Annotated in this window: 19 protein-coding genes and 1 pseudogene; 19 read left to right on the top strand and 1 reads right to left on the bottom strand. The window is 53.2% G+C overall.

Annotation, left to right across the window (positions count from 1 at the left end):
• From VHE58_04485 to gmd (VHE58_04410), 16 genes and pseudogenes are all read left to right on the top strand, one after another.
• Positions 1 to 110: IS3 family transposase (locus tag VHE58_04485; GenBank protein HVS26539.1), on the top strand; the 110-nt coding region annotated here is incomplete at its 5' end.
• 129 nt (positions 111 to 239) lie between these two features.
• Positions 240 to 536, top strand: coding sequence for a hypothetical protein (locus tag VHE58_04480; GenBank protein ID HVS26538.1), 297 nt, complete (start codon positions 240 to 242; stop codon positions 534 to 536).
• A gap of 86 nt (positions 537 to 622) precedes the next feature.
• On the top strand, positions 623 to 1576 hold the full coding sequence (locus VHE58_04475) for a glycosyltransferase family 2 protein (protein ID HVS26537.1): 954 nt from the start codon (positions 623 to 625) through the stop codon (positions 1574 to 1576).
• Positions 1576 to 2457 carry a class I SAM-dependent methyltransferase gene (locus tag VHE58_04470; GenBank protein ID HVS26536.1) on the top strand — a complete coding sequence of 294 codons (882 nt, stop codon included), beginning with the start codon at positions 1576 to 1578 and terminating at the stop codon, positions 2455 to 2457. Before VHE58_04475 ends, VHE58_04470 begins: the two co-directional genes overlap by 1 nt.
• A 27-nt stretch (positions 2458 to 2484) precedes the next feature.
• On the top strand, positions 2485 to 3213 hold the full coding sequence (locus VHE58_04465) for a class I SAM-dependent methyltransferase (protein ID HVS26535.1): 729 nt from the start codon (positions 2485 to 2487) through the stop codon (positions 3211 to 3213).
• Positions 3201 to 3587 carry a GtrA family protein gene (locus tag VHE58_04460; GenBank protein ID HVS26534.1) on the top strand — a complete coding sequence of 129 codons (387 nt, stop codon included), beginning with the start codon at positions 3201 to 3203 and terminating at the stop codon, positions 3585 to 3587. The genes VHE58_04465 and VHE58_04460 overlap by 13 nt, the downstream gene beginning before the upstream one ends.
• Positions 3584 to 4540, top strand: coding sequence for an NAD-dependent epimerase/dehydratase family protein (locus VHE58_04455; GenBank protein ID HVS26533.1), 957 nt, complete (start codon positions 3584 to 3586; stop codon positions 4538 to 4540). Before VHE58_04460 ends, VHE58_04455 begins: the two co-directional genes overlap by 4 nt.
• 19 nt (positions 4541 to 4559) lie before the next feature.
• Complete coding sequence (locus VHE58_04450) at positions 4560 to 5438, top strand: SDR family oxidoreductase (protein HVS26532.1); 879 nt, start codon at positions 4560 to 4562, stop codon at positions 5436 to 5438.
• The gene (locus VHE58_04445; protein HVS26531.1) at positions 5435 to 6424 is read left to right on the top strand and encodes a Gfo/Idh/MocA family oxidoreductase; all 990 of its coding nucleotides are present in this window, start codon (positions 5435 to 5437) and stop codon (positions 6422 to 6424) included. The genes VHE58_04450 and VHE58_04445 overlap by 4 nt, the downstream gene beginning before the upstream one ends.
• Entirely contained in the window at positions 6408 to 7388 is a 981-nt protein-coding gene (locus VHE58_04440) for a GHMP kinase (protein ID HVS26530.1), read from the top strand. Before VHE58_04445 ends, VHE58_04440 begins: the two co-directional genes overlap by 17 nt.
• On the top strand, positions 7375 to 8094 hold the full coding sequence (locus tag VHE58_04435) for a nucleotidyltransferase family protein (GenBank protein ID HVS26529.1): 720 nt from the start codon (positions 7375 to 7377) through the stop codon (positions 8092 to 8094). The genes VHE58_04440 and VHE58_04435 overlap by 14 nt, the downstream gene beginning before the upstream one ends.
• Positions 8095 to 8229: 135 nt before the next feature.
• A complete protein-coding gene (locus VHE58_04430; protein ID HVS26528.1) occupies positions 8230 to 8505 on the top strand; it encodes a hypothetical protein in 276 nt (91 codons plus the stop codon).
• Between the two features lie 13 nt (positions 8506 to 8518).
• Positions 8519 to 9676, top strand: a complete 1158-nt coding sequence (locus VHE58_04425) for a glycosyltransferase family 1 protein (GenBank protein ID HVS26527.1) — start codon at positions 8519 to 8521, stop codon at positions 9674 to 9676.
• Between the two features lie 44 nt (positions 9677 to 9720).
• Positions 9721 to 10212: a hypothetical protein gene (locus tag VHE58_04420; GenBank protein ID HVS26526.1), complete on the top strand. Its 492-nt coding sequence runs from the start codon at positions 9721 to 9723 to the stop codon at positions 10210 to 10212.
• A 76-nt stretch (positions 10213 to 10288) separates the two neighbouring features.
• Positions 10289 to 11311: a GDP-mannose 4,6-dehydratase gene (locus tag VHE58_04415; protein HVS26525.1), complete on the top strand. Its 1023-nt coding sequence runs from the start codon at positions 10289 to 10291 to the stop codon at positions 11309 to 11311.
• A 47-nt stretch (positions 11312 to 11358) separates the two neighbouring features.
• A pseudogene (gene gmd / locus VHE58_04410) lies at positions 11359 to 12039 on the top strand (GDP-mannose 4,6-dehydratase).
• A 250-nt stretch (positions 12040 to 12289) separates the two neighbouring features.
• Here the strand turns inward: gmd (VHE58_04410) and VHE58_04405 are convergent.
• A complete protein-coding gene (locus VHE58_04405; GenBank protein ID HVS26524.1) occupies positions 12290 to 13708 on the bottom strand; it encodes a mannose-1-phosphate guanylyltransferase/mannose-6-phosphate isomerase in 1419 nt (472 codons plus the stop codon).
• A 149-nt stretch (positions 13709 to 13857) separates the two neighbouring features.
• Between VHE58_04405 and gmd (VHE58_04400) the strand changes: the two genes are divergently transcribed.
• Genes gmd (VHE58_04400) through VHE58_04390 form a run of 3 tightly spaced genes read left to right on the top strand, consistent with a single transcriptional unit; the run spans position 13858 to position 17105 of the window.
• Positions 13858 to 14943 (top strand): GDP-mannose 4,6-dehydratase, encoded by a 1086-nt coding sequence (gmd, locus tag VHE58_04400; protein HVS26523.1) that lies wholly within the window; start codon positions 13858 to 13860, stop codon positions 14941 to 14943.
• A 10-nt stretch (positions 14944 to 14953) separates the two neighbouring features.
• Positions 14954 to 15949 carry a GDP-L-fucose synthase gene (locus VHE58_04395; protein HVS26522.1) on the top strand — a complete coding sequence of 332 codons (996 nt, stop codon included), beginning with the start codon at positions 14954 to 14956 and terminating at the stop codon, positions 15947 to 15949.
• A gap of 55 nt (positions 15950 to 16004) precedes the next feature.
• On the top strand, positions 16005 to 17105 hold the full coding sequence (locus VHE58_04390) for a glycosyltransferase (GenBank protein ID HVS26521.1): 1101 nt from the start codon (positions 16005 to 16007) through the stop codon (positions 17103 to 17105).
• The last annotated feature ends 184 nt before the right edge of the window (positions 17106 to 17289 follow it).

Here is a 17289-nt window from a genome sequence, read left to right as displayed (position 1 = left end):
AGGCCGACGTATTTGATTATATTGAGCGCTTCTATAACCCGCGGCGCCGGCATTCGACGCTCGGATATGTGAGCCCGATGGAGTTCGAAAACCAGATGCAATTAGCTTAGGTGGGTGTCCACCGAACCGGGTGCAGCCCAGTTCTCTGGCTTTGGCTATTTGGCTGCAGCCCAAGTTTCCTTCAGTTCCTCCACATGGTTCTTCGTCTGCGGTGCCCTTCTAACCTTGGCTGCATTAATATGGGGCAGGAAAAACAACTGGTTACTTGGAGAAAGTTTTTTATGTTGGCCACTTCTGACGGTGTGTGGTCGGCCTGCGTTACCGTGCCTAGAAAGACTATCGGTTTGGAGTTCAATGTTCCCGGAGAATTGTTTGTCGGCCAGGCTGCTGTTAAATTTGTATTGGAAGCGAATGACCATCAATTGGGTGAACTCACGGTCGATCACCCTGGAGTTTATCGGATTGGTGGCGAAGTGCAAAGTGAGGATAGTATCGTGAAAGTGATCCTAAAATCGTCAGCGAGCATGGGTTCCTAGTAAAGGATATGCTAATAGTCCCGATTCGAGAAACCTTGGTGCATCTATAATTAGTTTTAATTTACTGTAAGTTGGGTAATAAGCAAATGACTGAAACCAATGATCTCACATTAGTTGTGCCTGTCTATAAGGAACAAGCCAACATTCGCCCCTTCCTGCAGCGCACTGAAGCGGTGATGGCGAAGATGGGGGTGAGTTACGAAATTATTTTCTCCCTCGATCCATCGCCCGACAATACCGAAGGCGTGATTCTGGAGGAGATCAACCGCAATCCGAACATCAAGCTGCTCGTATTCTCGCGGCGATTCGGGCAACCGGCCGCGACGATGGCGGGCATTCTCAGCTGCACCGGCGACACGTGTGTCGTGATCGATGTCGATCTGCAGGATCCCCCAGAGCTGATTGAACAGCTCCTTGCCAAGCTTCGTGAAGGATATGAGGTCGTCTATGCAAGACGCCGCTCGCGCAAAGGCGAGACGCCGGCCAAGCGATTAATTTCTTATATGGGGTACTCGGCGATCAACAGGCTAAGCGACGTGCAGATTCCCAGAAACACGGGGGATTTCAGGATTATGACGCGCCGTGTAATCGAGGAACTGCGGCGCCTGAACGAGACGCATGGATTCCTTCGGGGGTTGGTGGCCTATGTGGGTTTTAAGCAGGCTTATGTCGAATACGACCGTGATGAGCGGTTTGCCGGCAAGGGCAACTACAACCGTCTGACCGGGTCCCTCAAGATCGGGCTGAACGGGTTGATCAGCTTCAGCAGCAGGCCGCTGCAGCTCATGTCGCTTGCGGGGGTCGGGCTGGCAGGATTCAGCTTTTTGCTTGGCGCCTGGTATTTGCTGCAAAAGCTGTTGGGGGTGGAATTAACTCCCGGTTTGCCGACAACGGTGTTGGTGGTGACGTTCTTCGCCGGAGTACAACTGCTTGGTCTGGGATTGATCGGGGAATACGTCGGGCGCATCTACGACGAAGTCAAGCGGCGGCCGATGTACATTATTGACAAGAAGATCAATTTCGATCGCCCGGAAACATAATGCTGCCTTTCAAGTTGCCGCCTCCACTGAATACGGCGGGCCCTCCCGAGTGGGTCGGGGGTGGATTCCGCCTGGGGCAACAAATTGTTCCGGTTCTTGAATACAGCGAAAACTTTGAAGGCTGGTCGGACGATTTAACTGCTTTGCATGAGGATGCGGCTGGCGAATCCCACCCGATCGACGTTGCTTCCAGAGAGGATGCTTTAAGGCAGCTTAGGGTCAACTTGAGCACCAAGACGCCTTGCATTCTGGAAATAGGATGTTCGTCCGGGTTTATGCTGAAAAAAATGAGGCTGGCACTGCCCGATGCAATGATCATTGGAGCAGACGTTGTACGAGAGCCACTGTACAGGTTGGCTAAAGAACTGCCGTTTGTTCCTCTGCTCCGCTTTGACCTGCTTCAGTGCCCGCTGCCCTCCGCTTCTTTTGATGCCGTCGTTATGCTCAATGTTCTGGAACATATCGAGGACGACGCGGCTGCGCTGGCACAAGTATATCGAATACTGCGGCCTGGCGGCATTGCCGTTATCGAGGTGCCTGCGGGCCCGCATCTGTACGATGCTTATGACAAGGCGTTGAAGCATTTTCGCCGATACGATATCAGCGAGTTAACATCTAAATTACGGGGTGCAGGATTTTCCGTGGAACGGCAATCCCACCTCGGCTTTTTCATATACCCCGCTTTTTCGATCGTGAAAAAACGCAACCAAAGCCGCCTGAACGAGGAGGATCTGGATCTGATTGTACGAAAGCAGGCCTCCAATACTGCCGCAAGTAGTCTTTTAAAAGTCGTGTTAATTCTAGAAGGATTCTTGTCCAGATGGATTTCTTATCCCAAGGGGATTCGTTGTCTGGTCGTTGCCCGAAAGCGGGCGACTTAGGGCGCACCTAGCAGATATCATTTATCAATGCGTAACCAGGACAATAATTCCCAAACACAACAAAGCCGGGACAAGAACGCGGAGTTCTTCCTGAAAAATTTGGGTGAGTATTCCAAAAGTGTTGGTCAGTTGGATACGTACAAAAGAATTAACGTTGCGCTTACTACCGAATTGCGTGGGATTCAATCCCTGTTAGACGTTGGAAACGGGGGCGTTTTCGATTACGACACTTTTGTTGTGGGCCATGTTATCGGTTTGGACCTATTCCTCGATCAATTGCCCACAGACATGCAAATTCCACAAAACGTGACGATGGAGACCGGCGATGCACTGAATATCCCGAAGGCAGACAACTCGTTTGATGGGGTAGTGATGGTAATGTTGCTGCATCACCTGGTGGGAAACTCAGTTACTCAGTGTACCGCTAATTTGGAAAGGGCTATATCAGAAGCTTTTCGAGTGTTGCACCCTGGTGGGAAATTGGTGATTGTTGAATCATGTGTCCCCCTCTGGTTTTACCGCTTTGAAAAACTGGTTTTTCCGCTGGCAGTGCCGGTGATCAACAGGCTTCTGACTCATCCGCCAGCTTTTCAATATACCGTGGATTATATTTCTGCCGTAATTCGCAATCTTTTCGGAACAGACCCGACCGTAACCAGAATACCGAAAGGCAAGTACGTTCTTCAATTCGGATTCAAGTTCCCGGCCCGTTTTACCCCCGTGCAACCCTACCTGCTGACGGCATGCAAACCCTGAATCTGCACCTGACAAGAGCGATCAAATACGCAATCGTAGGAGCGGCCAATACCTTACTCTACACAGCGCTTCTGTATTTTTTTCTTGAGAAGATGGCTTGGGGGAGCGTCGCTTCAGTCACGTCTGCGTACTTGCTGGCAGTAATCTTCCAGTATACGGCCAATAAATATTTTACCTTCCAGGCCAACGGCAATGCACCCCGCCAATTCGTCAGGTATCTGCTATCGGTTCTCGCAAGCTATTTATTGTCTCTCGCAATCGTCGAGGGTTGTATAAATTACGTTAAAGTCTCAACGGGCATAACGGTGATTATCTGCATGGTTGCGACTGCGTCGCTGGGATATCTTCTCGGGCACTTCTGGGTATATAAATGAGCGTCGTGGTAACGGGATGCGCGGGATTTATAGGAAGTAACCTGGTTGACAGGTTGATATCAGAGAACCATCAAGTTACGGGCATCGACAATTTTTCCACCGGCCAGCGCCGGTTTCTCGAGAGCGCGCTCGAACACCCGCAATTTCGCCTGATCGAGGGCGACTTGCTCGACCTGGACGGGCTGACCCAGTGGTTCAAGGGGGCCGACTGCGTCATGCATCTGGCGGCGAATGCCGACGTGCGGCTCGGCACCGAGCATCCGCGGAAGGACCTAGAGCAAAACACCATCGCTACTTACAATGTGCTGGAGGCGATGCGCGCCAATGGCATCAAGCGCATTGCTTTCTCTTCGACGGGGTCGGTGTACGGCGAGGCCTCCGTGGTTCCGACACCCGAGGACGCGCCGTTTCCTGTTCAGACATCGCTGTATGGGGCATCCAAGCTGGCCGGGGAAGGGTTGATCGCCGCCTATTGCGAGGGCTTCGGGTTTCAGTCCTGGATCTTCCGTTTCGTCTCGATTCTCGGCGAGCGTTACACTCACGGCCACGTATTCGATTTTTACAAGCAATTAAGAAATGACCCGGCGAAGTTGCGCGTGCTGGGCAACGGCAAGCAACGCAAGTCTTATCTCCATATCGCGGACTGCGTCGACGCAATGCTGCTGGCGATGGAGAAAGCCACGGACAAGGTCAACGTCTTCAATCTGGGCGTGGACGCCTACTGCGAAGTCAACGACTCGATCGGCTGGATCAGCTCAGCCTTGGGCGTCAATCCGCGCATCGAGTACACTGGCGGCGATCGCGGCTGGATCGGCGACAATCCGTTCATCTTTCTCGATACGGCCCGGATACGCGCCCTGGGCTGGGTGCCCAAATTCGGCATCCGGGAAGGGGTAATCAAGACGGTCGAGTTTCTCCGTGCCAACGAGTGGGTGCTGGAATTGCGGCAATGATTTTTCTGATTCTTGAGGAATGGTCACTATGGTAAGCGTAAGCGGAACACACTGCCTGATTACGGGCGCAACTCGCGGTCTCGGTAACGTGCTGGCCCGCACCTTCTGGGAGGCGGGCGCAAATCTCGTGCTTGTTGCGAGGCGCGAGGAGGATCTTGAACGGTTGATTGCCGAGTTAGGCAAACGGGCCGGCCAACAAGCAATCACATTGCCAGCGGACTTGGCTAATCCCGATGCCACGGAAAAAATCGCGAAGTTGGTAAACGCAAAGGTTCCACAATTGAACACGCTGATTAACAACGCTGCCATTTTGGGACCCATTGGCCCCCTCGTGGAAAATGATTGGCTGGCATGGCTAAACGCACTTCAAGTGGATCTGATAAGCCCAATTGCCTTGTGCCGCGCCCTAGCACCATGCTTGATCAGGCATGGCGGTGGCAGCATCATCAATCTTTCGGGAGGAGGTGCAACAGGCCCTCGACCGAATTTTACTGCCTACGCCACGGCAAAGTGCGGTCTGGTGCGATTCAGCGAGACACTGGCTGAGGAGTTGCGCCCGCACAATGTGCGCGTAAATTGCATAGCTCCTGGAGCAATGAATACTACGATGTTGGCCGAGGTAGTCATTCGGGGAGCCAATGCTGCTGGCGAGAAAGAATACGCCAACGCCCTGAAAGTGCAGCGGGGTGGTGGTGTATCCATGCAACGTGTTGCCGAGCTTTGCGTATTTCTTACATCGGCAGCAGGCGGTAGCATTACGGGCAAGCTCATCAACGCGACGTGGGATCCCTGGCCTTCGCTGCCGGAGCATCTCGACGACCTGAACAACTCGGACATCTATACGCTGCGCCGCATCGTGCCCAAGGATCGCGGCAAGACCTGGGGCAATGACGCATGAACGTCGCCATCATCGGCTGCGGCCTCATCGGCGAGAAGCGCGCCAACGCGCTTGCGGGCGCACGCCTGGTGGCTTGCGCGGACACCCAACTTGCACGGGCCGAGCAGCTCGCGCGCGCCGCACCCGGTTGCACCGCCACTACGGATTGGCGATCGGCCGCGGAGCGGAAAGATATCGACATCGTCGTCATTGCCACGCCGCACAACGCGCTCGCGGAGATCGCCGGCGTTGCGATCCAGGCTGGCAAGCACGTACTGGCGGAAAAACCGGCGGCCCGGCACGTCGAGGAGCTGCGGCCGTTGACCGCATTGGCCGGGGAAAAAGACGTTCTGGTTCGCGTCGGTTTCAACCACCGCTACCACCGGGCCTTCCGACAGGCGCGGCAAATCGTCGATTCGGACGGGCTGGGGCCGCTGATGTTCCTGCGGGCGCGTTATGGGCATGGAGGGCGTATCGGTTATGAGAAGGAATGGCGCGCGCAGCCGGCGATTTCCGGTGGTGGCGAGCTGATTGACCAAGGGGTGCACGTCATAGATCTTGCCCGCTGGTTCCTCGGCGATTTTTCCGAGATCGACGGATTTGCCCACACTTATTTCTGGGACATGCCGGTGGACGACAATGCGTTCCTGCTGCTCAAGACCGCGCAGAAGCAGGTTGCTTTTCTGCACGTAAGTTGCACGGAGTGGAAAAATACTTTCTCGTTCGAGCTCTACGGGCGGAGCGGCAAGTTGCAGATTGATGGCCTTGGCGGCAGCTATGGCGTCGAGCGCTTGACTTACTACAAGATGCTGCCGGAAATGGGACCGCCCGAAACAAAGGTCTGGGAGTATCCGACGGATGATGATTCCTGGGGGGTAGAAATGGCGGAGTTCCTCGAAGACATTCGTCTCGGTCGGAAGCCCGCGGCCGGCTTGAAGGACGCGGTTGCAGCGCTGGAGATTGTGGACAAGCTATACAAGGAGTCTGGTTATGATCATCGCGCGTAGTCCTCTGCGCATAACCCTGGGCGGCGGCGGCACGGACCTGTCCTCCTATTACCGCGAACATGAAGGGTTCGTGATCGCAGCGGCGATAGACAAATACGTTTACGTGACGGTGATGCGTCCTTTTACACCGGGCATCTACCTCAAATACTCCCAGCTCGAGCACGTGGATCATGTGCAGGATGTGCATCATCCGATCATCCGTGAAGCGCTACTGATGCAAAATTTGCGCACACCGCAGACCGAAATTACCACCTTGGCTGATATTCCCGCTGGAACGGGCCTGGGGTCATCAGGTAGCTTTACGACCGCCCTACTCAAGGCGTTGTATGCACATCGCCGCCAGTTGATTCATCCGCAAGAATTGGCAGAATTGGCCTGCCACATTGAAATTGACCGGCTGGGCGAGCCGATTGGTAAACAGGATCAGTACATCGCTGCATATGGCGGCTTAACCTGTTTTACTTTCCATAAAGATGACAGTGTGACCGCCGTGCCGCTCAAGATATCCATGGACACCCTGTTTGATCTCGAGGACAACATTTTGCTGTTCTTTACGGGTTATTCCCGCAGCGCGGGCAGCATCCTGAAAGATCAGAACACGCGCACGATGCAGAGCGACAGCGAGATGCTAAAGAACCTGCACTACGTGAAGGAGCTAGGCCTTAGCAGCAAGAAAGCGCTGGAAGAAGGCAATGCGAACCTCTTCGGGGAACTGATGCATGAGCACTGGGAACACAAGAAGCGCCGCTCCGGCGGAATGAGCAACCCCCGGATTGACGAATGCTACGAGCTCGGCAGGAAAAACGGCGCCGTGGGCGGCAAGCTCGTGGGCGCGGGCGGCGGCGGGTTCCTGATGTTCTATGCGGCCGATCGCAACAAGTTGCGTCATGCCATGGCCAAGGCCGGGCTCGAAGAGGTTCGTTTCCGGTTCGATTTTGAAGGAACTAAAGTTGTCTTATCTTGAGTCGTTCCCCGCGGCCATCCTGGCGGGTGGCTTGGCGACCAGGCTACATCCCGTAACCCGGAAAATCCCGAAAGCGCTCATTGAGGTGTCGGGCAAGCCGTTCATCTGCCGCCAGCTCGATTATCTTTCTCGTCAGGGAATCGTGAAGGTCGTGGTATGCGTGGGCTATCTGGGCGAGCAGATCGAGGCGGCTGTCGGCAATGGGCATGCATCTGGCCTCACGGTACAATATTCACATGACGGACCAACCCTGCTCGGAACTGGTGGGGCGTTGAGGCAAGCCCTGCCGTTGTTGGGCGAACGGTTCTTCGTGCTCAACGGCGACTCTTATCTCCCGTGCGATTTTCGTGCGGTTCAGCAGGCTTTCCTGCAGAGCAGCAAACCGGCGTTGATGACCGTGTTGCACAACGAAGATCAATGGGACAAGAGCAATGTGTCGTTTCGGGACGGGCGAATCGTGGAGTACAACAAGAGCGCTCCCCGACCGGAAATGGCATACATAGATTACGGCCTGGGTATCCTTTCGGCGGCGGCGCTGGAGTCTTATCCGAAGGAACGGGCCTTCGATTTGTCCGATGTCTATCATGAGCTGTCCCTCGCCGATCAGTTGGCGGGATTCGAGGTCAGCGAACGTTTCTACGAAATTGGCTCGCCTCAGGGACTGAAGGAAACCGAAGCTTATTTTTCTGCAAGGGAGATCGCATGAGCTACGCGCAGCAACACCTCAAAGAAGCCGCGGAGATCACCCAGAAAATTGATATCGCCGCCGTCGAGAAGATGGCCGATCTGTTGGCCCAAGTGAAGCGGGAGGGGGGCGCGGCACAGCACTTCTCCGGAGACCATGGCGTTTGTAGAAGCCCAGAAGAAGCACGACCCCACTTGGATCGCACGCGATGTAGTGCTCGAAGAAATCGATCAGATTGCTCGCGATGCCGGCTTCAAGGCCGGTTTATCCATCGCACCTATGCCTCATCCAGCCGCCCTACAGATTTTTTCAATGGAAGATTGGGCTTCATTCCGGCAGGGAGACAAGCTTCAACGTTTGCGGATGACGGACCTTCTAGCCAGTATCAACTACTGGGATCGCGTCATTTTCTACGTCGACAAACCTGAATAGCAGTATTGGAGTTATGCACATCGGCTTTGACATTTCCCAAACCGGCTCCGGTAAGGCGGGTTGCGGCTATTTTGCTCACGCGATGATACAGGCGATGCTGGAGCTTGCGCTGGAGCATCGCTATTCGCTTTTCCCCAGCTTTGGCGATTTCTATTTTGATGCACTGATGCCCATTCGGAATCCCTATGCGGGCGGGAATGTGCAGTACGGCCCACGGCATCTCACGCGGGAAACGGCGCGTGTATTTTGGACCGGGCCTGATGCGGAAGCCTCGCTGGGAAGGCCGGATATCGTGCATGCCAACAACTTCTGGTGCCCAGTTCAATTGGCGTCAAGTCGCTTGATTTACACCTTCTACGACATGGGCTTCGCTGTTGATCCCGCTTGGACAACCGAGGCCAACCGTGTGGGCTGTTTCGATGGTGTATTTCGCTCGGCGATAGCGGCGGATTGGGTGGTCGCTATTTCGGAGGCTTCACGAGCGCATTATTTGAGCGTGTTCCCCCACTTCCCGAAGGATCGCATTCGTGTGATTTATCCGTGTTCGCGGTTTGCGGATTCAACTGCGAAGGGTAAACGGCCAAAGGCGCTCAAGGGCGTTCCCGTCGGGGGCTATTGGTTGAGCGTTGGCACCATCGAGCCTAGGAAAAACCAGCGCTGTCTCGCTGAGGCGTATGCCCGCTATCTGGCCTTGGGGGGGGCGCCTATGCCGCTGGTGTTGGCGGGTGGCAAAGGCTGGCTGATGGAGGATTTTCAGAAGCATTTGAGCGAGTTGGGGATTACTGCTCACGTTGTGATGACCGGATATGTGTCAGATGAGGAGTTGATCTGGCTCTACCGGAATTGTTACGCCAATCTTTACCCTTCGCTGTTCGAAGGTTTCGGGCTCCCCGTTCTGGAGGGCATGCAGTTCGGTGCGCCGACACTGACCTCGCAGTCCACTTCGATTCCGGAAGTGGCTGGGAAAGCTGCTATCCTACTCGCTCCGAAGGATACCGAAGGCTGGGCGCAAGCGATGCTGCGGCTGGCTTCGAATACGATGGAGAGGGATGAGTTGAGTGCCGCTGCGCTGGAGCAGGCGGCTCGGTTTGACGGGAGGCGCAGCGTCTCTTCGTTGCTGCAACTTTACGAGGATGCGTTGGCTGCTTCAAAACGGCGGATAGCGGTATGAAGACATTCTCACGCGATGAGCCAAATTTTTAGGAGGTAACAATTATGCTGTTCAATGCCGATTTGAATTTCGTGTCGCGCGTTTCAACTGCCTTGATTATCACTTCTTTTCTGGGTGCTTGTGGAGACAGTTCGCAGTTTTCTGAGGGAATTACATTCAATCGGGATGGTTATCCCGGTTTTGTATCCAGCGTTAAAGGTATTTCAGGAAAAGAGGGATTTGGCCGATGGACTGACGGAACACAGGCCGTCATTGAATTTACCCAGCCACTTCCCAAAAACTTCACGCTGAAAATCAAGGCGGCTCCGTTCGCCCCTTCTATGGGTAAGCCCATTAAAATAGTCGTTGGGACCGCTCAATTAGAGACAAAATTCAGCAAGCCGGAACCCACCGAGGTTGTAATTCCTGTTGCTACTGACGGTAATGCAAGATCGATTATCTTTGAATTGCCGGATGCCAAATCACCGAAAGAGCTTGGTCTAAGTGGAGATTCCCGTCGCTTAAGTCTTGCTCTGGTTAGTCTCAAGATAAAATAGCAACAGGGGTATCGGCCGTCGCGTTCGACATCCACGGCGACTTGCAAGCATGCCTGGAGAATAGGTAGATGGTGGCATGAAGAACACGTTGATTACGGGTATTACCGGGCAGGACGGTTCGTTTCTTGCTGAGTTGTTGCTTGAAAAAGGGTACCGGGTTTTTGGGCTAGCACGTCGGGAAAGCTGGTATCGGACGAATAACGCCAGCCATCTGGCTGGGCGTATAGAGGTGTTGTTCGGTGATATGTCCGAGGGCGTGGACATTGCTTCGGCGATTCAGGACGCCGAGCCCGATGAAATCTATAACCTGGCGTCTCAATCTCGCCCTGGCGAATCCTGGGCGCGAGCGTCGGAGACGTTGCTGGTCAATGCCTTGGGGGCGGTACGTCTTTTTGAAGCGGTCCGGCACAATTGCCCGGCGTGTCGGGTGTATCACGCTTCTTCTTCCGAGATGTTCGGGCAGATATCCATCGCGCCCCAGAACGAGCAAACTCCCTTCAATCCGGTCAATCCCTACGCGGCAGCCAAGGTGTATGCCCACCAGATGGCGCGGATTTATCGCGAGAGTTATAGCCTCTACATTGTGAGCGGAGTTTTGTTCAATCACGAGAGCGAGCGGAGGCCGCACCATTTCTTGACGCAAAAGGTTGCCTACGGCGCAGCCTGCGCGGCGCTGGGGATTTCAGATTCGCCGGATCTCAACGAAATGGGAAGACCTATTGTCCAGCATGGAAAGCTTGCCCTGGGTAACCTCGAGATCGCCCGGGATTGGGGCTACGCCGCCGACTTTGTGCGGGCGATGTGGTTGATGCTTCAACAGGATCGTCCGGATGATTTCGTGATTGGCACGGGGCAACTGCATACGCTAAAGGAATTGTGCGAGGTTGCTTACCGTTGCGTAGATAGGGATTGGCGCGAATGTGTAGTGAGCGACGCGGCGCTTGTGCGACCGCTGGAATCGGGGCAAACGCTTGCGGATGCCTCAAAGGCTCGCAAGCAGTTGGGATGGGAGCCCACGGTGAGCTTTGACGCGATGGTCAAGAAAATGGTCGCGGCGCAAATACAGCGGTTGAAAAACGTAGCACATGGCTCGAATTGAGTTTAAGAATTTCGTTTTCCAGTAGGATGCAAGAATGAAAAAAAGCTCTGATCACTGGGATTACTGGCCAAGACGGCGCCTATCTCGCCGAATTCTTGCTGAAGAAGGGCTACGAGGTGCACGGCATCAAGCGCCGCACCTCTTTGTTCAATACCGACCGTATCGATCACCTCTACCAGGACCCGCATGTCTCCGACCGTAACTTCATTCTGCATTATGGGGACATGACCGATTCCTCCAGTCTCATTCGGATTATTCAACAGGTGCAGCCGAAGGAAATCTATAATCTGGCAACACAAAGCCATGTCGCGGTGTCGTTTGAGGAGCCGGAGTACACGGCGAACTCCGATGCCCTGGGCGCCTTGCGTATTCTGGAGGCCATACGAATTCTTGGCCTGGAAAAGAAAACCCGCTTCTATCAGGCTTCCACCTCAGAGATTTATGGCTTGGTACAGGAAACTCCGCAGAAGGAAACCACTCCCTTCTACCCCCGCAGCCCCTATGCGGTGGCCAAGCTCTATGCCTACTGGATCACGGTGAATTACCGTGAGGCCTATGGTATGTATGCCTGCAACGGGATTTTGTTCAACCACGAATCGCCTGTTCGCGGTGAGACGTTTGTTACCCGCAAGATTACCCGGGCGCTGGCGCGCATCAAGCTGGGCCTGCAAGACTGCCTTTACCTGGGCAACCTGGAGTCCAAGCGCGACTGGGGACATCGACGTGAACCCTGTTTTAGCAGCAGTGCGATCTAGAGCCCATCGCTGCAAACTGGAATCGATTCCTTTTCGATTGGGCGTGCGAGCGAACCCAGTCGCGCTGCCTTCGATTACGAGATGATAAAGCGCCACACCAAGCTCATTGTGGACACGCGCAGCGTTTATCTCAGACCCGCGAAAACTTGGTAAAGGCCTGAGGCCGTGGCCTAGCCTTGTCCCTCGTGACTGAGGGTCGCCGTCTCAGCCGGGAATGATTCCACTAAGAACGGCCGTAGCGGTCGTCGAAGCGGATGATATCGTCCTCCCCTAAATAACTCCCACTTTGTACCTCGATTATCACCAAATCAGCTGCCCCGGGATTTTCTAGTCGATGCTTATTTCCGGCTGGAACAAAAGTCGACTCGTTGGTCCTGACCAGCATTTCGCTGTCCCCATTGATTACCTTCGCGGTTCCAGATACTACGACCCAATGCTCGCTTCGATGATGATGCATTTGAAAACTTAGAGATTCGCCTGGCTTTACGACGATGCGCTTAATCTTAAAACCAGTTCCTTCCTCCAGCACTGAATAGGTCCCCCATGGCCGAACCACGGTACTGTGCTGGCGGTGGGTCGGATGGTTGGTAAGTTTTAATTGCTCGGTTACCTGCTTGACGCCCTGGACGCTATCCCGCTGTGCTACAAGGAGGGCATCCGGTGTATCAACGATAATCACGTTTTCCAGGCCAACTGCAGCAATCAAACGGGAATCCGTCTGTACGTAGCAATTTCGGCTGTCCATAAGCACAGCTTCGCCAACAACGCGGTTTCCGTTTGGATCGGCGGGTGTTAGTCGGCTCAAAGCGTCCCAAGAACCGATATCGCTCCAATCAAAATTACATGGTACTACGGCAAGCTGATCCGATTTTTCGATCAGAGCGTAGTCAATCGAAATAGAAGGAATCTGGCAAAATGTTGCCGCGTCGAGGTCTATCTTATCGGTTTTTGGGTCACAACAGTGCCAGCAAGCCAATGCACCCTTGTATACGTCGGGGGCATATACTTTGAGACGGTCGAGAAACACGCTGACTGTGAAGCAAAACATTCCAGAATTCCATAAATGTTTCCCGGAGGCCAAAAAACTTTGTACAACTTCAAGGGAAGGTTTTTCTATGAATCGGAGAACGCGGTGTCCCTTTCCATCGTTGAGCTGGTCCCCAAGCTCGATGTAACCGTACCCGGTCTCAGGGTAAGTAGGCTTGATACCAAATGTCACCAGAAAGCCTTGCTGGGCCAGTGTTTGCGCCTTTAAAACCGAGGCAGCGAACAAATTGTGTTTTTCAATCAGGTGATCCGCCGGCAGAACAAATAATGTTGCGTCGTTACCGTATCTTGCTAACGCATAAAAAGCTCCTATAGCTATGGCTGGCGCAGTATTGCGGGCACATGGTTCAAGTATATAAATGTGATTTAACCCAAATCCCATGCTTTGGTATTCATCCCTGGTAGGGAAATAATGCTCCTTGTTTGTAATCGTTATTACATCGCTGACATGGTCAAGCGCTGCAATTCGGGCCAACGTAGCCTGCAACAGGCTTTTCCCGTTGGGTAAGCGGATAAAGGGCTTGGGATAAGCTTCGCGCGATACCGGCCACAGCCTCGTTCCACTACCGCCCGAAAGAATGATTGGTAACAACATGAATAAATTGCCTATTTCTTAAACTAATGACCGCCTCGTTCTGAAGCAGCCTCGATTATGACTAGGGGAGACCGACTTAGATAACTTTTTGGGGGCCTAAAGGTTTCAAAGTATAATTGTTTTTTTTAAAAAACGCCTTATGAAGGCTTATGCACAAAGTTGCTTTAATCACCGGAATTACAGGACAAGATGGGGCCTACCTGGCTGAATTATTGTTAAACAAAGGCTACGAGGTTCACGGTATCAAGCGGCGGTCATCATTGTTTAATACTGATCGGATTGATCATCTCTACCAAGATCCGCACGAAAAAGACCGTAGGTTTATTCTCCATTATGGAGACATGACTGATTCCAGCAGCCTTGTCCGCATAATTCAACAGGTTCAGCCACATGAAATCTATAACCTGGCTGCCCAGAGCCACGTTGCGGTTTCCTTCGAAGAACCGGAATACACTGCCGATTCTGATGCGCTCGGCGCATTGCGACTGCTCGAAGCAATAAGAATCCTCGGGCTGGAAAAGAAAACCCGTTATTACCAGGCTTCAACTTCTGAGCTCTACGGTTTGGTACAGGACACCCCGCAGACGGAAACAACCCCGTTTTATCCTCGCTCCCCTTATGCGGTCGCCAAACTTTATGCGCACTGGATTACCGTAAATTACCGGGAGGCTTATGGCTTGTACGCGTGTAACGGGATCCTGTTCAACCACGAATCACCTGTGCGAGGGGAAACTTTTGTCACCCGGAAGATTACGCGCGCTTTGGCGAGAATCAAATTGGGGCTGCAGGTCTGCCTGTACCTCGGGAACTTGGATGCCAAACGCGATTGGGGCCATGCGCGAGACTACGTCGAAGCGACGTGGTTGATGTTGCAACAGGACACCCCTGAGGACTTTGTCATTGCGAGCGGAGAGCAATATAGCGTGCGAGATTTTCTCAATGCCGCAGCACATGAACTCGGTATGACGATTCACTGGCGAGGTTCAGGTATAGAGGAAAAAGGCTACGACGCCTCGGGAAAATGCATTGTTGCTGTTGACCCACGTTACTTTCGTCCAACCGAGGTGGAGAGTTTGCTTGGTGATGCAAGCAAGGCCAAGATTAAGCTCGGTTGGACCCCAAAGATAAAATTCAAGCAACTTGTCGCTGAAATGGTGCATGAGGACCTTAAATCCGCTGAAAGGGACCACCTGGTAAAACGCCATGGCTATTCTGCGTACGATTATCACGAGTAAGCAGGGGCCGATGGAAAAGCACGCCAAAATTTATGTCGCCGGGCATCGTGGCCTTGTTGGGTCGGCCATCGTGCGCAATTTGCTTGGGAAGGGTTACACCAATATCTGCACCCGATCTCATGCCGAACTGGATCTGACGGATCAGGCGGCGACGGTTGATTTCTTTGCGCAGGAAAAGCCGGCCTATGTCTTTCTCGCAGCAGCTCGAGTTGGTGGCATCCTGGCCAACAATACCTATCCTGCGGAGTTCATTCGCGACAACCTCGCCATCCAGACCAATATCATTCACGCTGCCTACCAGAGCGGGGTTGCGCGCCTGATGTTTCTGGGTTCGAGCTGCATCTATCCAAAATTGGCGCCGCAGCCGATGCGCGAGGACTGCCTTCTGACTGGCCCCTTGGAGCCCACCAACCGGCCTTATGCCTTGGCCAAGATTGCCGGCATCGAAATGTGCTGGAGTTATAACCGGCAATACGACACGCGCTATCTGGCTGTGATGCCGACCAATCTCTATGGCCCGGGTGACAACTACGATTTGAACAATAGCCATGTAATTCCGGCACTGATCCGCAAGTTTCACGAAGCCAAGGTGCGCGGCGACCAGCAAGTGGCGGTTTGGGGAACCGGTACGCCAAGGCGAGAGTTTCTTTACAGCGAGGACATGGCCGATGTCTGCGTTTTCCTGATGAATTTGCCAGACGACTCATTTAGCAGACTGCTCGGCAGTGATGAAACAGTAAGCGGAAAGTTTGAGCCGCCTCTGGTGAACATTGGGGTCGGTGAAGACGTGACCATCGGTGAACTGGCTGCGCTGGTAAAGAAGGTGGGGGGTTTTGAAGGCGAAATCGTTTTTGACACCTCAAAGCCTGATGGTACGCCGCGAAAGCTTTTGGATGTCACTCGCCTGAATGCCCTTGGCTGGCGCGCTCCCACCTCATTGCAGGCCGGGTTGGCGAAGGCCTATGCGGATTTTCTCAACAGCCATGCGGCACCTGTGTCGCGTTGATGCGCAGGAATTCAACCCCGAACGTGTATTGTCATTATTCCCTGGAATCTAGTAAGTGCAATTTAGTATAGCGATACCCGTATACCGACAGGCCAATTTTCTGCCATCCGCGCTAGAAAGCATTCGCGTGCAGGCCCGGGATGTCCAACTGGCCGTGATAGATGCAACTCCGGACGACAGTGTACAGAAAGTCTTGGAAAACTATCGGGACCTACTGAGTTATCGCAGACATGGGCACGATGCGGGCCAAACGCCAGCGATACAGGAAGGATGGGATAATACTGATGGTGAAATTGTTGCTTGGCTATGTGCTGACGACTATTACTTTCCGGATACCCTTGATGCAGTGAAAAGAGTTTTCCTCAGTCGCCCTGATGTGGACGTAGTCTATGGTGACTCGGTCTTTGTGGATGAAGTCGGCCATTTTTTAGGTTATTTTCCAGGAATCGATAGCGATATTTCCTCAATATCGAAAGGGTGTTGTATCTCCCAACCATCCTGTTTTGTGCGCCGAACTGCATTGGAGGCGATCGGGCGTCTGGATTCTGAATTGCATTACATCATGGATTGGGATTTATGGACGCGACTTTACCGGTCGGGGGCGAAATTCCACTATCTGAACAAGCCACTGTCAGTGGTGAGAATATATGAGGGTACTAAGACATCGAGCCGTTCATGGAGGCGGTTTTTCGAAATTGGCCGACATCTTTGGCTGAATGCCACCCCGACTGCTACAGTTAAGTCATTGATCGGCTTTTACTACCAAGATCTTTTATCCGGTCAAGTAACCGGATTTGAGCGATTTTTATTGAAGGCGCTGGATTTCTATCGTCATCAGAAACGCCAGTTTCAAAACCCAAGCGGACTCAGCAGGCGTTTTAATTATGGGCTTTCTCCATATGGTAATGAAGTGGATTGCCACGTGGATGTTTTTCTGCCTTGGTACAACCAGCTTCCCCCTGCTGTGATCTGGGTTCGGTGTGATCTGGAAACCGCGCCAGAAGTCCATTTGGATGGTCTACGACTGTCGGTTAAGCCTGGCACTCGATTCTGCTATGAAATACCCGCTATCGACCTTTCATCGTATTTATTGCATCTGCAATTATCGTCTTCAGCGGATAAAGTATGGCACCTGCATGCTGTGGAGTTCCAATAAAGAAGGGCAAATGCATCGCTTTATGGAAACGCTGATTAAATCCCGTTCGTGGCGAGTGTTTTCCGAGAGTCCCTCGATACGCCGCGCATAGCGCGGCACTCGGGACGAACGGAAAATGTATCGAGCCATATATGCGAATAAATCAGCGTTTCCTTATAGCTCTATGTGGATGAGTTACTGGGTA

Source organism: Burkholderiales bacterium (genome assembly GCA_035543335.1).
In the GTDB taxonomy this organism is placed as follows: domain Bacteria; phylum Pseudomonadota; class Gammaproteobacteria; order Burkholderiales; family JAHFRG01; genus JAHFRG01.
The sequence above is the reverse complement of the archived record's forward strand: the minus strand, read 5'-3'. Positions and strand labels throughout refer to the sequence as shown.